The sequence below is a fragment of the Limosilactobacillus agrestis genome (assembly GCF_014145585.1).
Lineage (GTDB): Bacteria > Bacillota > Bacilli > Lactobacillales > Lactobacillaceae > Limosilactobacillus > Limosilactobacillus agrestis.
The window spans coordinates 97,071-113,878 of sequence record NZ_JACIVF010000003.1 but is presented as its reverse complement, the minus strand read 5'-3'; the positions used below and the strand labels follow the sequence as shown (position 1 = coordinate 113,878).

The following is a 16,808-nucleotide window of genomic DNA, read 5'->3' as shown; positions in this document are numbered from 1 at the left end:
ATTTGCTAAAATCTGACTAAAAAATGTGCTAAAGTATAATAAGACTACATAAGGGAGATTGATATAAAGTGAAGCGATATCGTTTGGGGCGCCTAAGTATGGGCTGGCAAATCATGATTGGGCTAGCCCTTGGTATTATTTGTGGATTAATTTTTTACCAAAATAAGGGTGCTATCACTGTTATGCAGAGCTTAGGAACAATCTTTATCCGGCTGATTCAAATGATCGTAATGCCAATTGTTGTTTCTTGCTTGACTGTCGGAATTGCCAATATTGGTGATATTAAAAAGTTAGGACGAATTGGTGGAAAAACATTAATTTATTTTGAAGTTTTAACCACGATTGCGTTGATCTTAGGGATAGTAATAGCTAACATTACTCATCCAGGTTCATTTATTGATATTCATAAACTTCACGCAACTGATATTTCGCAATATATGTCTACTGCAAAATCAGCAGAACACAATAGTGGTTTTTGGCCATTGATTTTATCGATTATTCCAATCAATATTTTTAAATCGATGTCAGATGGCGATATGATGCCCGTCATCTTGTTCTCCGTACTCTTTGGATTAGGAATTGCTGCTGTTGGTGAAAAGGCTAAAATTTTAATTGATGTATTAAATGCAGTCTCGGAAGTTATGTTTAAAGTTACTAATTGGGTCATGAAGTTTGCACCAATTGGGGTCTTTGGTTTAATTGGGATGACAATCGCCGAAATGGGTATTAGTGCTTTGCTCCCATTAGGATTATTTATTTTGATTGCATATGCGACAATGCTTATCTTCATTATTGTTGTCCTCGGTATTACTGCTCATATTTTCCATTTACGTTATTGGAAGACAATGCGTGCTATCCTGGACGAAATTGTTTTGGCATTCACTACTGCTAGTTCAGAAGTTACGTTGCCGCGCTTGATGAAAAAGACACATGAAATGGGGGTAAGCAAGGGAATTACGGCCTTTGTTATCCCAACTGGTTATACTTTTAACCTTGATGGATCAGCTATTTATCAATCATTAGCAGCGATCTTTTTAGCCCAAGCATATGGTCTCCATCTCAGTATTTCTCACCAAATTACGTTACTAGTAGTTTTGATGATTACTAGTAAGGGGATGGCGGGAGTACCAGGAGCTTCCTTTGTGGTGTTACTCGCTAGTGTTTCCACAATTGGGGTACCGATGGCTGGTTTGACTTTTATTGCCGGAATTGATCGTTTTGTTGATATGGGACGAACTGCTGTAAACGTAGTTGGTAATTCAATTGCCACACTTGTTATCGGTGAATCAGAAGGTGCTCTTGATCGTAAAAAATATAATACATATTTGGATAATTACGGCAAAGAAAAGACACCAGTAGATACTGATGTTGAAGCTAAATAAAATTAAATAAGCGTAAAAGCGAAGATGGGGAAATTCCCCATCTTCGCTTTTTAATCTTCTTCTGAATTAATAGGATCTTTTGCTGGTGCTAACTTAACTCCCCGGTGATCAACGCTTGTACTAAATACGATTTGTGTACTTGTCTTTCCAAAGCGTTGTTGAATAGTATTGATGAAATCATCTAAATCGGTGGTAGATGGGAAAACAACTTCCATAATTTCTGAATAATCACCAGTTACACAGTTACATTCAATCACATTGGGGATTTGTTGGATGTAGGGATAGAATTCTTGTTTTTGGCGGGGCTCTAGTTGAACTTGAATAAAGGCTTTAACATGAAAGTTGATTTTTTCCATATTAACACTTGTATGGTAGCCAGTAATAATCCCATTTCGTTCAAGTTTATTGATTCGCGCCGCAATGGCTGGTGATGAGATGAAACATTCTTTAGAGAGTTCTTTCAACGAAGTACGGGCGTTTTTTTGAAGAAGATTAATAATTTTCCTATCGATCTTGTCCATAAGATGCGGCCTCACTTTCAAATATTAAAGGTATATTGGATATATTAAGATTACTCTAATTAAAGATTAATGTATAGCCTAAATTTCGGAAATCTTGAATTAATTGAATTTTATCGGAAGTCAGTATTATTCTGGTTTCCTTCGCTTTATTATTCAAAAAAATGGTATAATTTAAGTAAACGTATCACTTGTTTGTTTGGAGGTTCAAACTTATGGATCAAGAATATCAAAATATCTTAGTTCCAGTTGATGGTTCTAAGGAATCAGAATATGCATTTCACCGGGCTGTTGCGATTGCAAAACGTAATGGGGCACATATAGACATCTTAAATGTGATTGATACGCGAGCAATGGCTTATAACTTTGCTGGAATGTCAGATGGAAGTATTGCTTACCAATTAGTTGATAAATCGAAGCAATACCTTGATGATTTATTGAAGGATGCTAAAAACAAGGATGACTTTGATAACCTTGACATCCATATTCGTCTTGGCAATCCAAAGACAATTATTTCATTTGATTTTCCTCGTGACCACCACAACGACATGATTATTATCGGTGCTAGTGGATTATCACGGATGCAACGAGCTGTCATGGGTTCAGTTACGTCATATGTAAAGCGTAATGCGCCAGTTGATGTGCTGGTTGTTCGGACTGATGTAGATCAGGTTAAATAGTCATTGAATATTAGCAATAAGGGTTAGTGGTAAATGTTACCATTAACTCTTTTTTATAAAAAATGAAGGATGTGTTAGCGTGGCAGATGAAATTACTAAGCGAGTTTCCTTGGTAGAATTATTTTACGATTTAGTGTTCGTTTACATGGTTTCTCGAGCGACAGAAATGATTCACCACTTGCACCATGGGATTGTTGGATTGCCGGTTTTAGGAATCTTTGCAATTGTTGTGATTGTATTTATTAATTCCTGGATGGTGCAGATGGTTTTTACAAATCGGTATGGGAAGCTTTCGGGAACAAATATCGTTTTTTCGTTCGTCGATATGGCAATTCTCCTCTATATGTCAAATTCGTTTTCAACAACATTCGATTGGCATTTAGCAATTTTTTTCGTAGCTGCTGGCTTGTTATCATTAACGTTATGTATCCAATATGTTTTAGTTTACTTTCAGACAGAAAAGAAGATAGATAAACAGATTACACAAGCATTTATTGGAATTTTGATTTTTAGGTCTGTTACTCTTTTTATTGGTGGGATTTTTTATCAAAGTAAAGTTGGAGTGGCAATTGCTTTTGCCGGTATTATTATCAGTTGGATTGCGCCCGGCTTTACCGGAAAATATACAAAGCATCATCCCATCATCTTTTCGCACCTGCTTGAACGGCTTACAGCATTAATTATCGTGATGTTTGGGGAGACGATTGTTGGTATTGCTGATTACTTTACCGCCACAAATTTCTCAGTTCAGTCTATTCTTATTTTTACCACAGTTGCAGCGCTATTCTTTACCTACATTGTTGAATTTGACCATTTAATTAACGAACATCAACGTCATGAGACTGGAAATTTAATGATCTATCTTCATTACTTTATTTTATTTGGGCTCAGTCTAGTAACTGTGGCGATGAAGTTTATTGATGATACAGAGGCCGATCCGCGGTTTGCAGTAACATGCATGTATTTTGGCTTTGCCTTATTTTATATTGGTCTTGGGATTGCTAATTATTACAATAAGGTAAGAGTGAATAAGACTGTTGTAAGTATTTTTATTGTTTCAACAATTGCTGGCTTTGGAATTTCATGGTTTTATTCAGCGTTTACGCTTGTGGTTATCATTATGACCGCTGTAACGTTGATTAATGCTGTAACATTAACAAGATTCAGAATAAAATATGTAGATTAAAAAGGAACTGCTCAAATCAGAGCAGTTCCTTTTTTAATAGAGAAGATATTTAATTACTTTTTAGTAACTTCCATGACGATATCCGTAGTCGTTACCTTTTCACCAGCATTCTTCAATAATTTTATATCGAAGTTCTTACTGTTAGTAACTGTTACCATAACGGTATCATCAAGGCCAGCTTTCTTGATTGCTGGGTCCCAGAATTCCATTAATTCTTGTCCCTTGTCAAAGTGTTGATTTTTATCAAAGTAACTAATGAATCCAGTACCATGAAGTTTAACGGTATCAATACCAACGTGAATCAGCAACATAATACCATTATCAGATTCAAGACCGATCGCATGACGAGTAGAGAAGGTTGCTCGTACAGTCCCACTAAATGGAGCAATTACTTTACCATCAGATGGTTTAATAGCAAATCCTTTACCCATGTTACCAGAAGCAAAGTTTTCATCATTAACATCCTTTAAGTTAACAAGCGTGCCGGCAACTGGTGATGTAATATCAGTAACACCAGGTTGTGGGGTAGGAGTAGATTTACTTGTTGTATCATTGTCGTTATTGAATTGCTTACCCCAAGTGTGTTCAAGCTTAGTAACGATTTGAGCATGCGACTTTTCATCAAGTTTAACTTTGAGCGCAAAGATGATAATACCGACAAGAATTAAAGCAATAGGGATTAAGAACATATAGATCTTGAAGATGCTTACTCCATGAGCAGTAACAGTAGCTGCAGTAGCACCACCAGTCATACCAGCAGCAACAGTAGCAGCCCCAACAACACCATTAGCAACTGCTCCACCAAACTTATCTAGTAATGGGCGAACCGATAAAGTAAGTGATTCATCACGGTGTCCTAATTTTAATTGACCATATTCAACAGAGTCAGTAATTGTCATAAGAATGACTAAGAAAATAATTGGTTGTGGAATGAAGAATAATTCAGCACCAAGAAGAACTAATGCTAAGGACTTACCAGCAAAGGCAAAGATCAATGCACCAAGAACTTCAATTGAAGCGGCACCATAAAATAGTTTGTGCCGACCAATCTTTCCGGAGAAAAGTGGGAAGGCGAACACAGAGATTACACCGACAATTGTGTTCAAACCACCAAGGATTGAGAAGGCCTTAGAATTACCAAGAATATAAGTAAAGTAGTAAAGTTCAAAACTATTTAATAGTGTTTGACCAGTAGTAAAGAATAGGTAAGACATAGCGATAGCCAGAAGTTGGTCATTCTTTACTAGGATCTTAAGGATATCCTTGAATTTAGTTTGTTCTTTGTTTTCACGAAGTAATGATTTTTGTTCATGGGTAAACATCCCAACACCAATAGCAGTAATCGCTGAAATTGCAGCGACAATTGCGGCAAAAATGAACCAACCACGATCATCACCCGTACCATCATTTTGGTTTACAGAGAAGAATAGAACCATTGGCATGATGACAAACCCGATAATTTGACCACCAATAGTTGAACCAACCCGGGCAAAGGTAGCTATTTTATCACGTTCATGTGAATCAAATGACATTGCTGGAACCATTGACCAGAAACCAACGTCATTAAACGAGTAAAACACATCCATAACAATATAAATAATAGCAAAGATGATTAAGTAAAGGACTGGATTACTCGTATTTAAGCCGCCAAGCGGGGTAAAAAGGGCGGCAAGTAAGATGGCAGAAATAATACCACCACCAACCACCCATGGTTTAAATTTACCCCAACGTGTATTGGTACGATCAATTGCGTTACCAATTAATGGGTCAATAACTAGCTCAACAATTCGTAACGCCATAATGATTATTGTGACATACCAGACCATCTTGTTGTCAAAGTGCTTATCACTTGAAATAAACAAGTGCCCAGTAACATACATCATAAAATAAGTAGAAAGTAATGCAAAGAAAGCGTCATGTCCAAACGCACCTAAAGAATAGGCTAAACGAGAGCGGACAACATGTGGGTCTTTCTGTGCAGTATCAATTTTTGCATCCATGTTAAAACTCCTCTTTTTCTACAACTACATATAATATCTTACACGAATAATGGTAAGCGTTTTCATAGAAAAAGTCAATGCACTTTTAGTAAAATTTTACGAAAAAGAAAGAATATCAAAATAATTATTAATTGAAAGCGATTGCCATAACTTGGGCTTGGGCAGTTTCTAAGTCATCTGCATTTAAATTAATATATTTATTTACAAGGCGTTCATTTGCATGAAGATCGTTGATAAGAAAATCGTGGATCGATGTAATGTTTATTCCGGCATGGCGTAAATGGAGAATTGTCATTGTAATTGCTAACTGTTCTGTTTTGGCAGCCGAAAGGGTAGCAGGGGCTGCTTCGATGATACCTTGGTAATAACCGCTCATAAATGTTTTATTCATTATCATCACCTCTATTCTAATCAAACCACGTTTCTATGTTCTTGTTAAGAAATTTAAAAATAAAAACGACCGAGAATAGATCTCAGTCGTTAAATCAAAATTTATTTGATTATTGTTCTTCGTACCAGCTGTAGTGGAAGTTACCAGGACGGTCAGTACGTTCGTAAGTGTGAGCACCGAAGTAGTCACGTTGAGCTTGAAGCAAGTTAGCAGGAAGCACCTCTGAACGGTATGAGTCGTAGTAACTAATAGCAGCACTAAGTGAAGGAACAGGAATACCAGCCTTAACAGCAAGAGCAACAACGTCACGAGTTGCCTTTTGGTACTTCTTAGCAATATCCTTGAAGTAATCATCAAGAAGTAAGTTCTTCAAGTCTGGGTTCTTAGTGAAAGCATCAGTAATGTTTTGTAAGAATTGTGCACGAATAATGCATCCTGCACGCCAGATTTGAGCTAATTCACCATACTTAAGGTTCCAGTCGTAACGTTCGGAGTCAATCCGCATTTGTTCGAAACCTTGTGCGTAACTCATAAGCTTACCAAAGTAAAGAGCTTGACGTACTTTTTCAATCATTTCCTTCTTGTCATCGATTGAAATAGCTTCAGTTTCAACAGGCAATTCCTTGCTTGCTTGTACACGTTCGTCCTTCATCATTGAAATGTAACGAGCATAAACAGCTTCTGTAATAACTGATTGAGGAGCACCACCATCAAGAGCAGTCATTGAACTCCACTTACCAGTACCTTTGTTAGCACCACGGTCAAGGATCATGTCAACAATAGGCTTGTTCTTGTCGTCGCCAAGGTCATCCTTACGAGTAAGGATATCAGCAGTGATGTCAACAAGGTAGCTGCTTAATTCACCCTTGTTCCATTCAGCAAAAGTCTTGGCAATGTCATCAACAGGCATCTTTAATACATTACGCATGATGTTGTAACTTTCATCAATTAATTCTTCATCACCGTATTCGATACCGTTGTGAACCATCTTAACGTAGTGACCAGCACCGTTTGGTCCAATGTAAGCAACACATGGCTTTCCATCTTCTTCAGCCTTAGCAGCAATCTTAGTAAGGATTGGAGCAACTAAGTCGTAAGCTTCTTTTTGACCACCTGGCATAAGTGAAGGACCATGGAGGGCACCTAATTCACCACCGGAAACACCCATTCCGATGAAGTTAATACCAGACTTGTCTAACTTAGCGTTACGAGCCATGGTATCGTGGAAGTTAGTGTTACCACCATCGATTAGAACATCACCTTTGTCAAGTAATGGCAATAATTCGTCGATAAGAGCATCAGTTGGCTTACCGGCCTTAACCATCATAAGAATTCGACGAGGTTTTTCTAGTGAGTCTACGAATTCCTTAATAGTGTAGCTAGGTACTAACTTCTTATCGCTGTGGTCACGCATCATGTCGTCAGTACGGTTACGGTGACGGTTATATACACCAACCGTGAAGCCACGACTTTCAATGTTTAGTGCAAGGTTCTTACCCATAACAGCTAAACCAACAACACCAATTTGTGCTTTTTGATCAGACATTAAAGTCACTCTCCTCAATACTTATGTAATATAATTCACAACCTCGATTATAACAAAAATTAAAGATAGTGCAAACGCTAAACATCAATTTTTATTATAAAAAAGTAATTTACAGTAAGAACACTGTAAATTACTTTTAGTAACTAATGATTTAAACGATAAACCCACTTACGTCCATCACGAGCCAACAGTTCATCAGAAGCAGCTGGACCCATGGAACCGGGAGCGTAGTTAGGGAATTGAGGCTTTTCAATATCCCAAAGCTTCCGGATAACGTCGACGAACTTCCATGCATAAGCAATTTCAGCCCATGAGGCAAAGTTTGTATGGTTACCCTCAAGTGCATCGTGGAAAAGACGTTCATATGGTTCTGGAGATTCCTTCTTATCAGAATCACTTTGTAAGAAGCGTAAATCAACAGGTTCTGTGGTGAAGCCTTGTCCCGCACGCTTAGCATTTAATTGAATTGCAAAACCTGAGTTGGGTTCAACAAAAATAGTTAATATATTTGAGTTAAGGGATTGGTCACTTTCAGAACGTGGGTTAGCAAAGATATCGATTAATGGCTTCTTAAAGACGACATCAATACGAGTAAACTTGTCTGCTAACTTCTTACCAGTTCGAACGTAAAATGGTACACCAGACCAACGATAGTTATCAAACATTAACTTAGCAGCAACAAAGGTTTCAGTACCAGATTCTGGATCGACACCATCTTCATGACGGTAAGCGTTGGTTCCATCACCAGCATCATATTGTCCACGAACAAAGTTAGCAGCTGCTTCTGATGGTGTGTAGAGGCGCAGACTACGAAGAGCCTTAATCTTTTCAACTCGAACATCAGCATCAGTAAATGCAACGGGTTGTTCCATTGCTAATTGGGCAACAATTTGCATGATGTGGTTTTGTACCATATCACGTAATGCACCAGATTGGTCATAGTAACCAGCACGTTCTTCAACCCCGAGCTTTTCACTCAATGTTACTTGGATGTTGTCAATGTAACGGTTATTCCAGAGTGATTCAATCATTGTGTTACCAAAGCGTAGTGCTTGAATATTTTGCACCATTTCCTTACCAAGATAATGGTCAATCCGGAAAATTTGATTTTCACTAAATGTTTGTGATAGTTCATCATTAAGCTTCTTAGCAGATTCAAAATCACGACCAAATGGCTTTTCAATAACAAGACGATTAAAGCCGTTGTCAGTTAATAATCCTTGCTTCTTCAAGTTCAATGCAATCGTACCAAAGAATTGTGGTGCCATTGACATGTAGAAGAGACGGTTGCCTTCAGCACCGAATTGTTTATCCAATTCAGCAAGGCGTTGTTTTAGGATTTCGTAATGTTCTGGCTTAGTAACATCATGTGACTTGTAGAAAAAGTGTTTTGAGAATGCTTCTGCTTGGCCATCCTCAGTTTCTGGAATGTTACTAATAGATTCACGAACGATTTGTTGGAATTCTTCGTCAGTTAGTGGACGACGAGAAGTTCCTAGTAATGCAAAATGGTCAGCTAGGTAACCCTTTTGATATAACTTAAACAAAGCAGTATAAAGTTTACGCTTTGCAAGGTCACCAGTAGCACCAAATAATGTAATGACAGCCTTATTTTCTGTAGCCAAAATGTTCACTCCTTCTGAAATTTCAGAAAATTCTTATACCGTGACAATTATATACTCTTAAAGCACAATCTGCACTATCAAGGGAAACGTTTTCTGAGAAGATATCTTAGGAAGTGAAAATGGACCATTTCCGATAAATGGCTTATTGATTAGCCTTAGGTAAACGCTTATCAATTAATGGTCTAGATCAAAAAAACTTTTAAAATAAATTTGTAGTTGATTAAAGTCATGACCTGTGAAAGTTAAACTAAATAAAAAAGCTGGGGAAATTCCTCAGCTTTAAGACGGATCTTAAACAAATTGTTTCCGTTCTGCTATCACACCACAAACGGTGAAGAAGATAGCAGCAACAGCAATCACGATTAAACTTGCAAACCAATTATGGGTTTGTGAATAAAGGTTACCGACAATGATCGGCCCTAATGCAGAAATTAAGTATCCTACTGATTGAACCATTCCAGAAAGGTTTCGGGTATCAGTGGAACTCTTGGTCTTTAGTCCGAATAAAGTCATTGCAAGAACGAAAGTAGTGGTTGTACCGGCACCGAGAAATAGTGCAACAAATATATAGTAAACAAGGGAATTTACCGGAAAGAACATCATGCCAGTTCCGATTAAAGAAATGGTTCCCGCAAATAGCATAATTGGTTGCCGATTCTTCATCTTGGTTGCAAGTACGGGGATTGCAAAGGCGAATGGCATTGACAATAGCTGTAGTAATCCAGCAACTAGACTCGCATTATCACTGCTTAAGCCGGCATCCATGGCAATCGTAGGCAACCAGGCAACAATACTATAGAAGACGAAACATTGTCCCCCAAAGAATAAGAGTAACCACCATGCATTTGCGTTTTTCCACATGTTAGTTCCTCGATCAGTAGAACTGCTTTCGTTAGTAGCACGTTGATTATAGCGTAAGTTCGGTACCCAGATAATAGCTGCAATTAAAGCAACAATGCTAATAATGATAACAGCTGTTTGCCAACTAGTAGCGTGGGTAATTGGCGTAATTGCGTAAGCGCCAATTGCAGCAAATAAAGTCATTGCAACATTATACATCCCTGTTACACTTCCAATTTGATTAGGAAGTTTATCAGAAATAATTGCAGGCAATAAGACGTTAATACAAGTGATGGAAGCCCCGACTAATATTGTTCCGATCATTAATGATGAGAAATTTAAAATTCGTAAATAGGAACCGATAAACATCAAAACCATTGCTAACTCAATTGTTAGTTCATTACCAATTCGCTGAGCGAGCGCCGAAACTACTGATGCTAATAATCCAAAACAAAGAAGGGGAATCGTTGTTAAAATTCCCAGGCTGGTAGTTTCAACGTTAAAAGTTTGTGCAATATCTTTAATGACAGATGGTATTGCAGTAATCGGCATCCGCATGCAAACTCCGAGGAAAAATAATCCGAGGATCAGAAGTGGACTGTGCTTTTTAATTTTTTCCAAAAAATTCATCCTTTCATCTTAAAATTAGCTTGATAATAGACTAGACAATTATATCATAACGGGTCCTTAGTTATGATTAATATACGGTTAGAAGTAGTTAATCCAATTAGAGGCCAGTTTGACGGAAAGCGATTCAAAATATATAATCAACAATGAATATTTTTGGAGGAACACTATGACGGCTATATACCCATACCTAACATTTGAGAATGCGAAGGAAGCAATGGATTATTATGAGCAAGACTTTGGCGCTCAAATTATATATCATGAGGCCCTGACAAAAGAGCAGGCGGAAAGTCTTGGATTACCCGTTGATCAATTGAACCAAACAACAATGCGTGGTGAATTTATGATTGCTGGGCAAAAAATTATTTGTGCGGATGCAACGATGGGTAACCCCCAAACTTCGACTTTAATTTCAATTTTGCTTGATTTTGAAGAAGAGGAAGATAAAGCACGTGATTTGTTTAATCATTTAGCAAAATCGGAAAATCAACGGGTAACGATACCGTTTGGTGATTGGGTCCTAAATAATGTAATGGGGCAGATTGTAGATAAGTATGGGATAACATGGTTGATAAGTGCTAACAAACAAGGCTAAATAAAAAGCGACTTGGATTTCCAAGTCGCTTTTTATTTAGGCGTTAATTTCACTCCACCGTTTAGTTAAGATAGTATAAATTCGTTCGATGTCTTGTGAAGTGCCGCGTAATTCATAGTCTGCGAGAAATGGTGCCGCAAAGTCGTGCGCGTATTTACGAGCAGTTAAACAATATTGCTCGTTAAAATTCTTATTACCACTGCCTACGACTCCTACGCATTGTTTAGCATTATCATTGTAAGCAATATATTCACCTAGTGCATTTGTCATAATTTCAGTGAAACCAGAATCAATACCGTTACCACCATTTAAATATGTGGGCACAAAGGCAAAGAATGGGGCTGTTTCATCGGCAGGAATGGTTTGGTCACTGACTTCTTTTAGTTCAATGAGTGGACGATCTTCGCTAATACTGTGTTGTTGTTTAGCATATCCCTGCAGCCGCGTTAAGAAGGAACGGGTATTTCCCTCAAGCGAGATATAAATAATATTCATTGGTACCATGTGAATTTCTTCCTTCTAGTTTAGATTTATTTTAATATTATAAAATTATTTTAATAGAGTTAAGTGATAAATAAAAGGATAATTTTCTTATTGTTGCCAAAATGTAAAATTTTACTTAGATAGAGTAGTAACAATAAAACTATCAATATATGAGTGACGATAATCTTGGATTTTTAAATCAAGGTTAGCCAATTTGATCGTTTCTCCTTCATGAATATTATGATAATTATCTAACACATATCCCGATAAAGTTACCACGTCACTATCTTCAGAATTTTTAAGTTCAACATGGAAGAAGCGTTCAAAATCATAAATGGTCGTTTTCCCATCAACGCGGTATTGATTTTTCCCAATTTTAGAAATCATATTATCTGAAACATTGTCAATTTCGTCTCTTACCGTGCCAAAGAGCTCTTCGTAGATATCTTTATCGGTAATAATTCCACTAGTACCCCCATACTCATCAACAACAACTACCATTGGTACACGAGTCCTAATCATTAACTTAAGGACTTCGGTAATAGGTGTGGTCTCAGGAGTAGTAGGCATATGACGAAGAACTTTTGCTAGAGATACATCTCCGTTAATTTGCTTTTGGCGAATTAGGTCATAGTTAAAAACATACCCTAAAATCTTATCTTTATCATTATTAGCAACCACTGGTAAACGACTATATTTCGTTTTAAGATATAGTTTAATCGCATCATTAACGGTTTTATTTATATCAATGACTGTTAATTGAGTCCGATCAATCATAATATCTTTAGCAACCTTATCATTAAAGTCAAACGCTCGTTCCATATATAACAGGTCATTGTGCTCAAGTTCACCGCCTTTTACAGCGTTGCGCGATAGGCTAATAATTTCACTTTGCGAGAGGACGTCTTGACTCTCATCAGCCGGTTTCATGCCTAGCATTCGAACAATTCCATTGGCTGAACTATTAAGTAACCAGACAAAAGGATAAAAAGCGATGTGAAAATAGTGGAGTGGGGTGGTAACAAACATCAGGGTCTTGATTGGGATATCAATACTGATATTTTTGGGCACAATTTCAGTTAAGACCACTTCAAAATATGTTAGAAGAAGAACCCCCACAATGGCACTTATGACATGAACCACACTATTATTTAGTGACCAGCTTGGTAGTGAAAGAGCATCGGTTAGAAGAGCTTCGATTGTTCCTTCACCGACCCAGCCGAGGATAATTCCACAAATTGAGACTCCTACTTGAGTGGTAGAAAGATATTCCGTTAGATTTGTAACCATTTTGATTGCGCGATTAATTTTAGTAGATGGCTTATTACGCTTTGCTTGCATTTCTTCTAGGGCGGTTACCCGTGCCTGAACAAGCGCAAATTCAGCAGCCACAAAGAATGCTGCGAAGATAAACGTAATAATTATAATTACAAAATTAGTGAGTAGCTGGCCCTCATTCAAAATAACATTCCTCATTTCGATTAATAAGTACAATTTATATATTTTATTTTACCATTCAAATAAGTCGTTATAAATTAAAGCATATTAAAAAGAAAGATGTGTTTATTTCGTTCAACACCTAAAAAATGATAAAATTGGTAAAGGTAGATAGCTTAAGAAAAGAGGTTATATAGTGAGTAGTATTACAATTAATGATTTAGTCTATAATGCTAAATCAGGAGATCAATTAGATAACGTTTCATTAGAACTAAAGTCCCCACAAGTAGTTGGAATTTGCAGTAATGATACAGGCGCAACAACTGCCCTAGAAGACTTATTAACAGTTCGGGGAAAAATCTTAAATGGGGATATAACCATTAACGGGGTCCCCTTCAAAAAATATAAGCGTCAAAGTAAAAAAGAAATCGGCCGAATTGACGATGTAGTCTTAAAGGGAAAAACAGTGGCAAAAGCTGTTGAACATACATTACGTCATCGTAAAAATGCTTTGAAGCCGGAACAAGCACTTCAAATGCTTAAATCTTTAAAATTTGAACCAGATCAAATGATTGCCGCATTAAGTGAGACTGAACAACTAGAATTAAGGATAGCCCTCCTCTTGACATGGCAGTGCCCAATCGTAATTTTAAGTGATGCCTTTGACGGCCTGGAAGAAGACAAACGACAAATGATTGGCCACCTTGTTAAAGACTATGCTCAAAAGGTGGATGCTTTAGTTCTTTTCACAAGTAAAAACATTTCGACATTGATGCGATTTGCCCATACTCTTTATTACTTTAATGGTAGTCACTTGACTTCTGCGCGTGATTTATCAATGAATGATGGGGTAGATTGCACTGTGACAGTAATGGGAACTGGTTTCCCAATCGACAATGCAATAAAACTAGGGGCACATATGTTAGAGGAAGCAAGTGATGAGACCCGTTTTCTTTTCACTGGAAATATTCAAACATTATTGCCATTGCTAGAGCAAAGCACAATTACTGATGTTCGAATTGAAGACGCAACGATTGAAGATGAATTAATGGCTTACTAATAATTTTGGAGGTTGCGATGGGGCGGATAGTTTTTATTAGTCACCGGCATGACGATTTAGTACCAACTATTATCAAAAAGGTTCCAGAAGCAGTTGCGCTTACTAGTTTTAAATTTGAAATCCAACGTGGAGATATATTATGTTGGCTCCCTACTGTTAATGAATTTGTTGATGATGAAGTACAAGAGTTAGCTGAATTGATTGATCATTCACTGTTTTTACCATCAAAAATAGTAATGCTTTCGATTGCAGGAACAGCAGATGATGCGACAAATCAGCAATTACAGGAATGGTATGGACAACAGGCAACTCAGGTAGTCCTTGCTCATCAGTATGCGGTTAAAATGATTGATGAATTTGAGCTGCCATATACTATTATTAGAGCTTTGCCAATTACCAATGAAAAAACTTCCCTTAAGGTTGTTAGTGAAGGTAATGCTTTAGAAGGTAAAGAGATTGGATTAGGACAAGTAGCACAGATAATTGAACAAGCAGTTACTACCGATGATTTTCGGAATCAATCGATCGGAATTGTACCATAAGAAAGCAGGTTGTGATATGGATAAATTAGAAGAATATCAACGATGGCAAAATAATTTAGCACGGGTGCGGTTTCCACGATGGAAGGAATTGCCTACACTGGGTTTGTATGTTGATCAAGTAGTGGCAATTGTAAATGAACAATTAAATCATTTGGGAATTGAGCCGCTTACTAAATCAATGGTAAATAATTATGTGAAAAAGAAAGTTATTCAAGCACCAATCAAAAAAAAGTATGCTGTTAACCAATTAGTAGATCTTTTGCTTATTGGATTATTAAAATCGAATTTTTCACTGGACGATATTCGTGCAGGAATTGCTCAGGTTACTATGAATTCTTACCCGCAAGCTGCTTATGATCGTTTTGTTGAAATTTTAAATGCACTTTTAGCCGGAGAAGAAATTCCAAGTAATAGTGTTATTAATCCACAGAATGATCGATTAATGACATTAGCACTGAAGTCAGTCTTATCGCGAATGGACGCTGCTCAATTATTAATGACAATGCAAAAAGTTGCTCAACCAGCTCCATTGGAAAATAATTAACTCTAATCAGGTTTTGTTGCAATTGCAATAAAAATGCTTTAATATTGTAAACAAGGAGAATTTTTATCAATGATTGATATTTTACGTGAAGTAGGGATGATTGATCGAGCTCTCGATTCGATTGCTAATATTGAGTTCAAGAAAATCGATTTAGCACGTGGTCAATATCTATATGTTGTGCGTATTTATGAGCACCCAGGAATTATTTCAGAACAATTATCAAACTTGATAAAAGTTGACCGAACAACGATTGCCCGTGCTGTAAAAAAACTTGAAAAAAATGGCTTTATTGAAAGAAAAAGTGATCCAACGAATAAGAAAATTAAACGACTTTATGTTACTCAAAAAGGAAAAGAGATTTATCCCTTTATTATTCGTGAAAACCAATTTTCAAATAATGAGGCATTGAAGGGGTTCTCGGAAAAAGAGGCTCAGCAGGTTCATGATTATCTAGTTCGTATCCGTCAAAATATTGATGGTGATTGGAATACCGTAAAGCATGGTGGCAAACGTCAATATTAATTTATAAAAAGGAGATTATTTTCATGAAGCAAGTGACGATTGATCCAAGTTTTTGGGAGCTTTTTCCAGATGCACAAGTAAATATCTTGTTTGCGAATGGTATTGATAATCATAATGCTGATGACAACTATGATGAACGAAAGAAACTATTAGCAAATGCTACTCATGATGCTGATAAGTTTTTAACTAATGAAACATTTCGCTTGAATCCAGTTGTTGAGCAATGGCGTCAAGCATTTCAACAATTTAAGAAAAAGAAGGGTGCGCGTTCATCAATTGAGGCCTTATTAAAGCGTGCCAACCAAGGACGGAAATTTGAACCAATTGAACCGCTTGTTGATGTCTACAATAGTGTTTCTCTAAGTTATGGTGTTCCAGTGGGGATTGAAGACCGAAACAAGATTGCTGGAGACCTTCACCTTGGTGTCGCAAAAGGTGGCGAAGTATTTCGTCCAGTTGGTGCTGAAGAAGATGAACCAGCTTTGGAGGGTGAAGTCATTTATTATGACGATGAAGGTGCCGTATGTCGTTGCCTAAACTGGCGCGAAGCTCAACGAACAATGTTGACAGAAGATTCGCAAAATGTAGTTGCAGTTATGGAAGCAATTAATCCAGAACAAATTGAACGTGCTAATGAAGCGATGAAAGAATTGAGTAAGTTAATTAACCAATACTTTGGTGTAAATACATCGCAGGTCTATCAGTTAACTAAGGACCAGCCTGTTACAAAGGTTCCAGATAATTTATAAAAAATGAGGCTGAGAAAAAACAAAAGTTTTTTCTCAGCCTCAACTGTTTTCACGAACGATAGCAAGATAACATGGAACTAG

17 protein-coding genes are annotated in these 16,808 nt (G+C 37.1%); 9 read left to right on the top strand and 8 right to left on the bottom strand.

Annotation, left to right across the window (positions count from 1 at the left end; translation table 11 throughout):
* Positions 1 to 68 precede the first annotated feature (68 nt).
* Complete coding sequence (locus H5R88_RS00520) at positions 69 to 1,382, top strand: cation:dicarboxylate symporter family transporter (RefSeq protein ID WP_182578598.1); 1,314 nt, start codon at positions 69 to 71, stop codon at positions 1,380 to 1,382.
* Between the two features lie 50 nt (positions 1,383 to 1,432).
* Here H5R88_RS00520 and H5R88_RS00515 read toward each other — a convergent pair whose 3' ends face one another.
* A complete protein-coding gene (locus H5R88_RS00515) occupies positions 1,433 to 1,903 on the bottom strand; it encodes an Lrp/AsnC family transcriptional regulator (protein WP_182578599.1) in 471 nt (156 codons plus the stop codon).
* 212 nt (positions 1,904 to 2,115) lie between these two features.
* Between H5R88_RS00515 and H5R88_RS00510 the strand changes: the two genes are divergently transcribed.
* The gene (locus tag H5R88_RS00510; RefSeq protein ID WP_182578600.1) at positions 2,116 to 2,580 is read left to right on the top strand and encodes a universal stress protein; all 465 of its coding nucleotides are present in this window, start codon (positions 2,116 to 2,118) and stop codon (positions 2,578 to 2,580) included.
* A 79-nt stretch (positions 2,581 to 2,659) separates the two neighbouring features.
* Positions 2,660 to 3,766, top strand: coding sequence for a low temperature requirement protein A (locus H5R88_RS00505; protein WP_182600019.1), 1,107 nt, complete (start codon positions 2,660 to 2,662; stop codon positions 3,764 to 3,766).
* Between the two features lie 53 nt (positions 3,767 to 3,819).
* Here H5R88_RS00505 and H5R88_RS00500 read toward each other — a convergent pair whose 3' ends face one another.
* The 5 genes from H5R88_RS00500 to H5R88_RS00480 all read right to left on the bottom strand — a co-directional run bounded on the left by H5R88_RS00500 (position 3,820) and on the right by H5R88_RS00480 (position 10,798).
* Positions 3,820 to 5,766, bottom strand: a complete 1,947-nt coding sequence (locus H5R88_RS00500; protein WP_182600018.1) for a sugar MFS transporter — start codon at positions 5,764 to 5,766, stop codon at positions 3,820 to 3,822.
* Between the two features lie 127 nt (positions 5,767 to 5,893).
* Positions 5,894 to 6,157 carry a hypothetical protein gene (locus H5R88_RS00495; RefSeq protein WP_182578603.1) on the bottom strand — a complete coding sequence of 88 codons (264 nt, stop codon included), beginning with the start codon at positions 6,155 to 6,157 and terminating at the stop codon, positions 5,894 to 5,896.
* A 109-nt stretch (positions 6,158 to 6,266) separates the two neighbouring features.
* On the bottom strand, positions 6,267 to 7,703 hold the full coding sequence (gnd, locus tag H5R88_RS00490) for an NADP-dependent phosphogluconate dehydrogenase (RefSeq protein WP_182578604.1): 1,437 nt from the start codon (positions 7,701 to 7,703) through the stop codon (positions 6,267 to 6,269).
* 143 nt (positions 7,704 to 7,846) lie between these two features.
* Complete coding sequence (gene zwf, locus H5R88_RS00485) at positions 7,847 to 9,328, bottom strand: glucose-6-phosphate dehydrogenase (protein WP_182578605.1); 1,482 nt, start codon at positions 9,326 to 9,328, stop codon at positions 7,847 to 7,849.
* Between the two features lie 291 nt (positions 9,329 to 9,619).
* Complete coding sequence (locus tag H5R88_RS00480; protein ID WP_182600017.1) at positions 9,620 to 10,798, bottom strand: CynX/NimT family MFS transporter; 1,179 nt, start codon at positions 10,796 to 10,798, stop codon at positions 9,620 to 9,622.
* A 166-nt stretch (positions 10,799 to 10,964) separates the two neighbouring features.
* Here H5R88_RS00480 and H5R88_RS00475 point away from each other — a divergent pair, with 166 nt between their 5' ends.
* Positions 10,965 to 11,390, top strand: a complete 426-nt coding sequence (locus H5R88_RS00475; RefSeq protein ID WP_182578607.1) for a VOC family protein — start codon at positions 10,965 to 10,967, stop codon at positions 11,388 to 11,390.
* A 36-nt stretch (positions 11,391 to 11,426) separates the two neighbouring features.
* Here the strand turns inward: H5R88_RS00475 and nrdI are convergent, their stop codons facing one another.
* Positions 11,427 to 11,894 (bottom strand): class Ib ribonucleoside-diphosphate reductase assembly flavoprotein NrdI, encoded by a 468-nt coding sequence (gene nrdI, locus H5R88_RS00470; protein ID WP_182578608.1) that lies wholly within the window; start codon positions 11,892 to 11,894, stop codon positions 11,427 to 11,429.
* 111 nt (positions 11,895 to 12,005) lie between these two features.
* Positions 12,006 to 13,349, bottom strand: a complete 1,344-nt coding sequence (locus H5R88_RS00465; protein ID WP_182578689.1) for a hemolysin family protein — start codon at positions 13,347 to 13,349, stop codon at positions 12,006 to 12,008.
* A gap of 157 nt (positions 13,350 to 13,506) precedes the next feature.
* Between H5R88_RS00465 and H5R88_RS00460 the strand changes: the two genes are divergently transcribed.
* The 5 genes from H5R88_RS00460 to H5R88_RS00440 all read left to right on the top strand — a co-directional run bounded on the left by H5R88_RS00460 (position 13,507) and on the right by H5R88_RS00440 (position 16,727).
* Positions 13,507 to 14,370 carry a P-loop NTPase family protein gene (locus tag H5R88_RS00460; protein WP_182600016.1) on the top strand — a complete coding sequence of 288 codons (864 nt, stop codon included), beginning with the start codon at positions 13,507 to 13,509 and terminating at the stop codon, positions 14,368 to 14,370.
* A 17-nt stretch (positions 14,371 to 14,387) separates the two neighbouring features.
* Complete coding sequence (locus H5R88_RS00455) at positions 14,388 to 14,912, top strand: NAD(P)H-binding protein (RefSeq protein ID WP_182600015.1); 525 nt, start codon at positions 14,388 to 14,390, stop codon at positions 14,910 to 14,912.
* Positions 14,875 to 15,456 carry a DUF1836 domain-containing protein gene (locus H5R88_RS00450; protein WP_182578611.1) on the top strand — a complete coding sequence of 194 codons (582 nt, stop codon included), beginning with the start codon at positions 14,875 to 14,877 and terminating at the stop codon, positions 15,454 to 15,456. The genes H5R88_RS00455 and H5R88_RS00450 overlap by 38 nt, the downstream gene beginning before the upstream one ends.
* A 69-nt stretch (positions 15,457 to 15,525) precedes the next feature.
* Entirely contained in the window at positions 15,526 to 15,978 is a 453-nt protein-coding gene (locus H5R88_RS00445; RefSeq protein ID WP_182600014.1) for a MarR family winged helix-turn-helix transcriptional regulator, read from the top strand.
* 23 nt (positions 15,979 to 16,001) lie between these two features.
* On the top strand, positions 16,002 to 16,727 hold the full coding sequence (locus tag H5R88_RS00440) for a B3/B4 domain-containing protein (protein WP_182600013.1): 726 nt from the start codon (positions 16,002 to 16,004) through the stop codon (positions 16,725 to 16,727).
* The last annotated feature ends 81 nt before the right edge of the window (positions 16,728 to 16,808 follow it).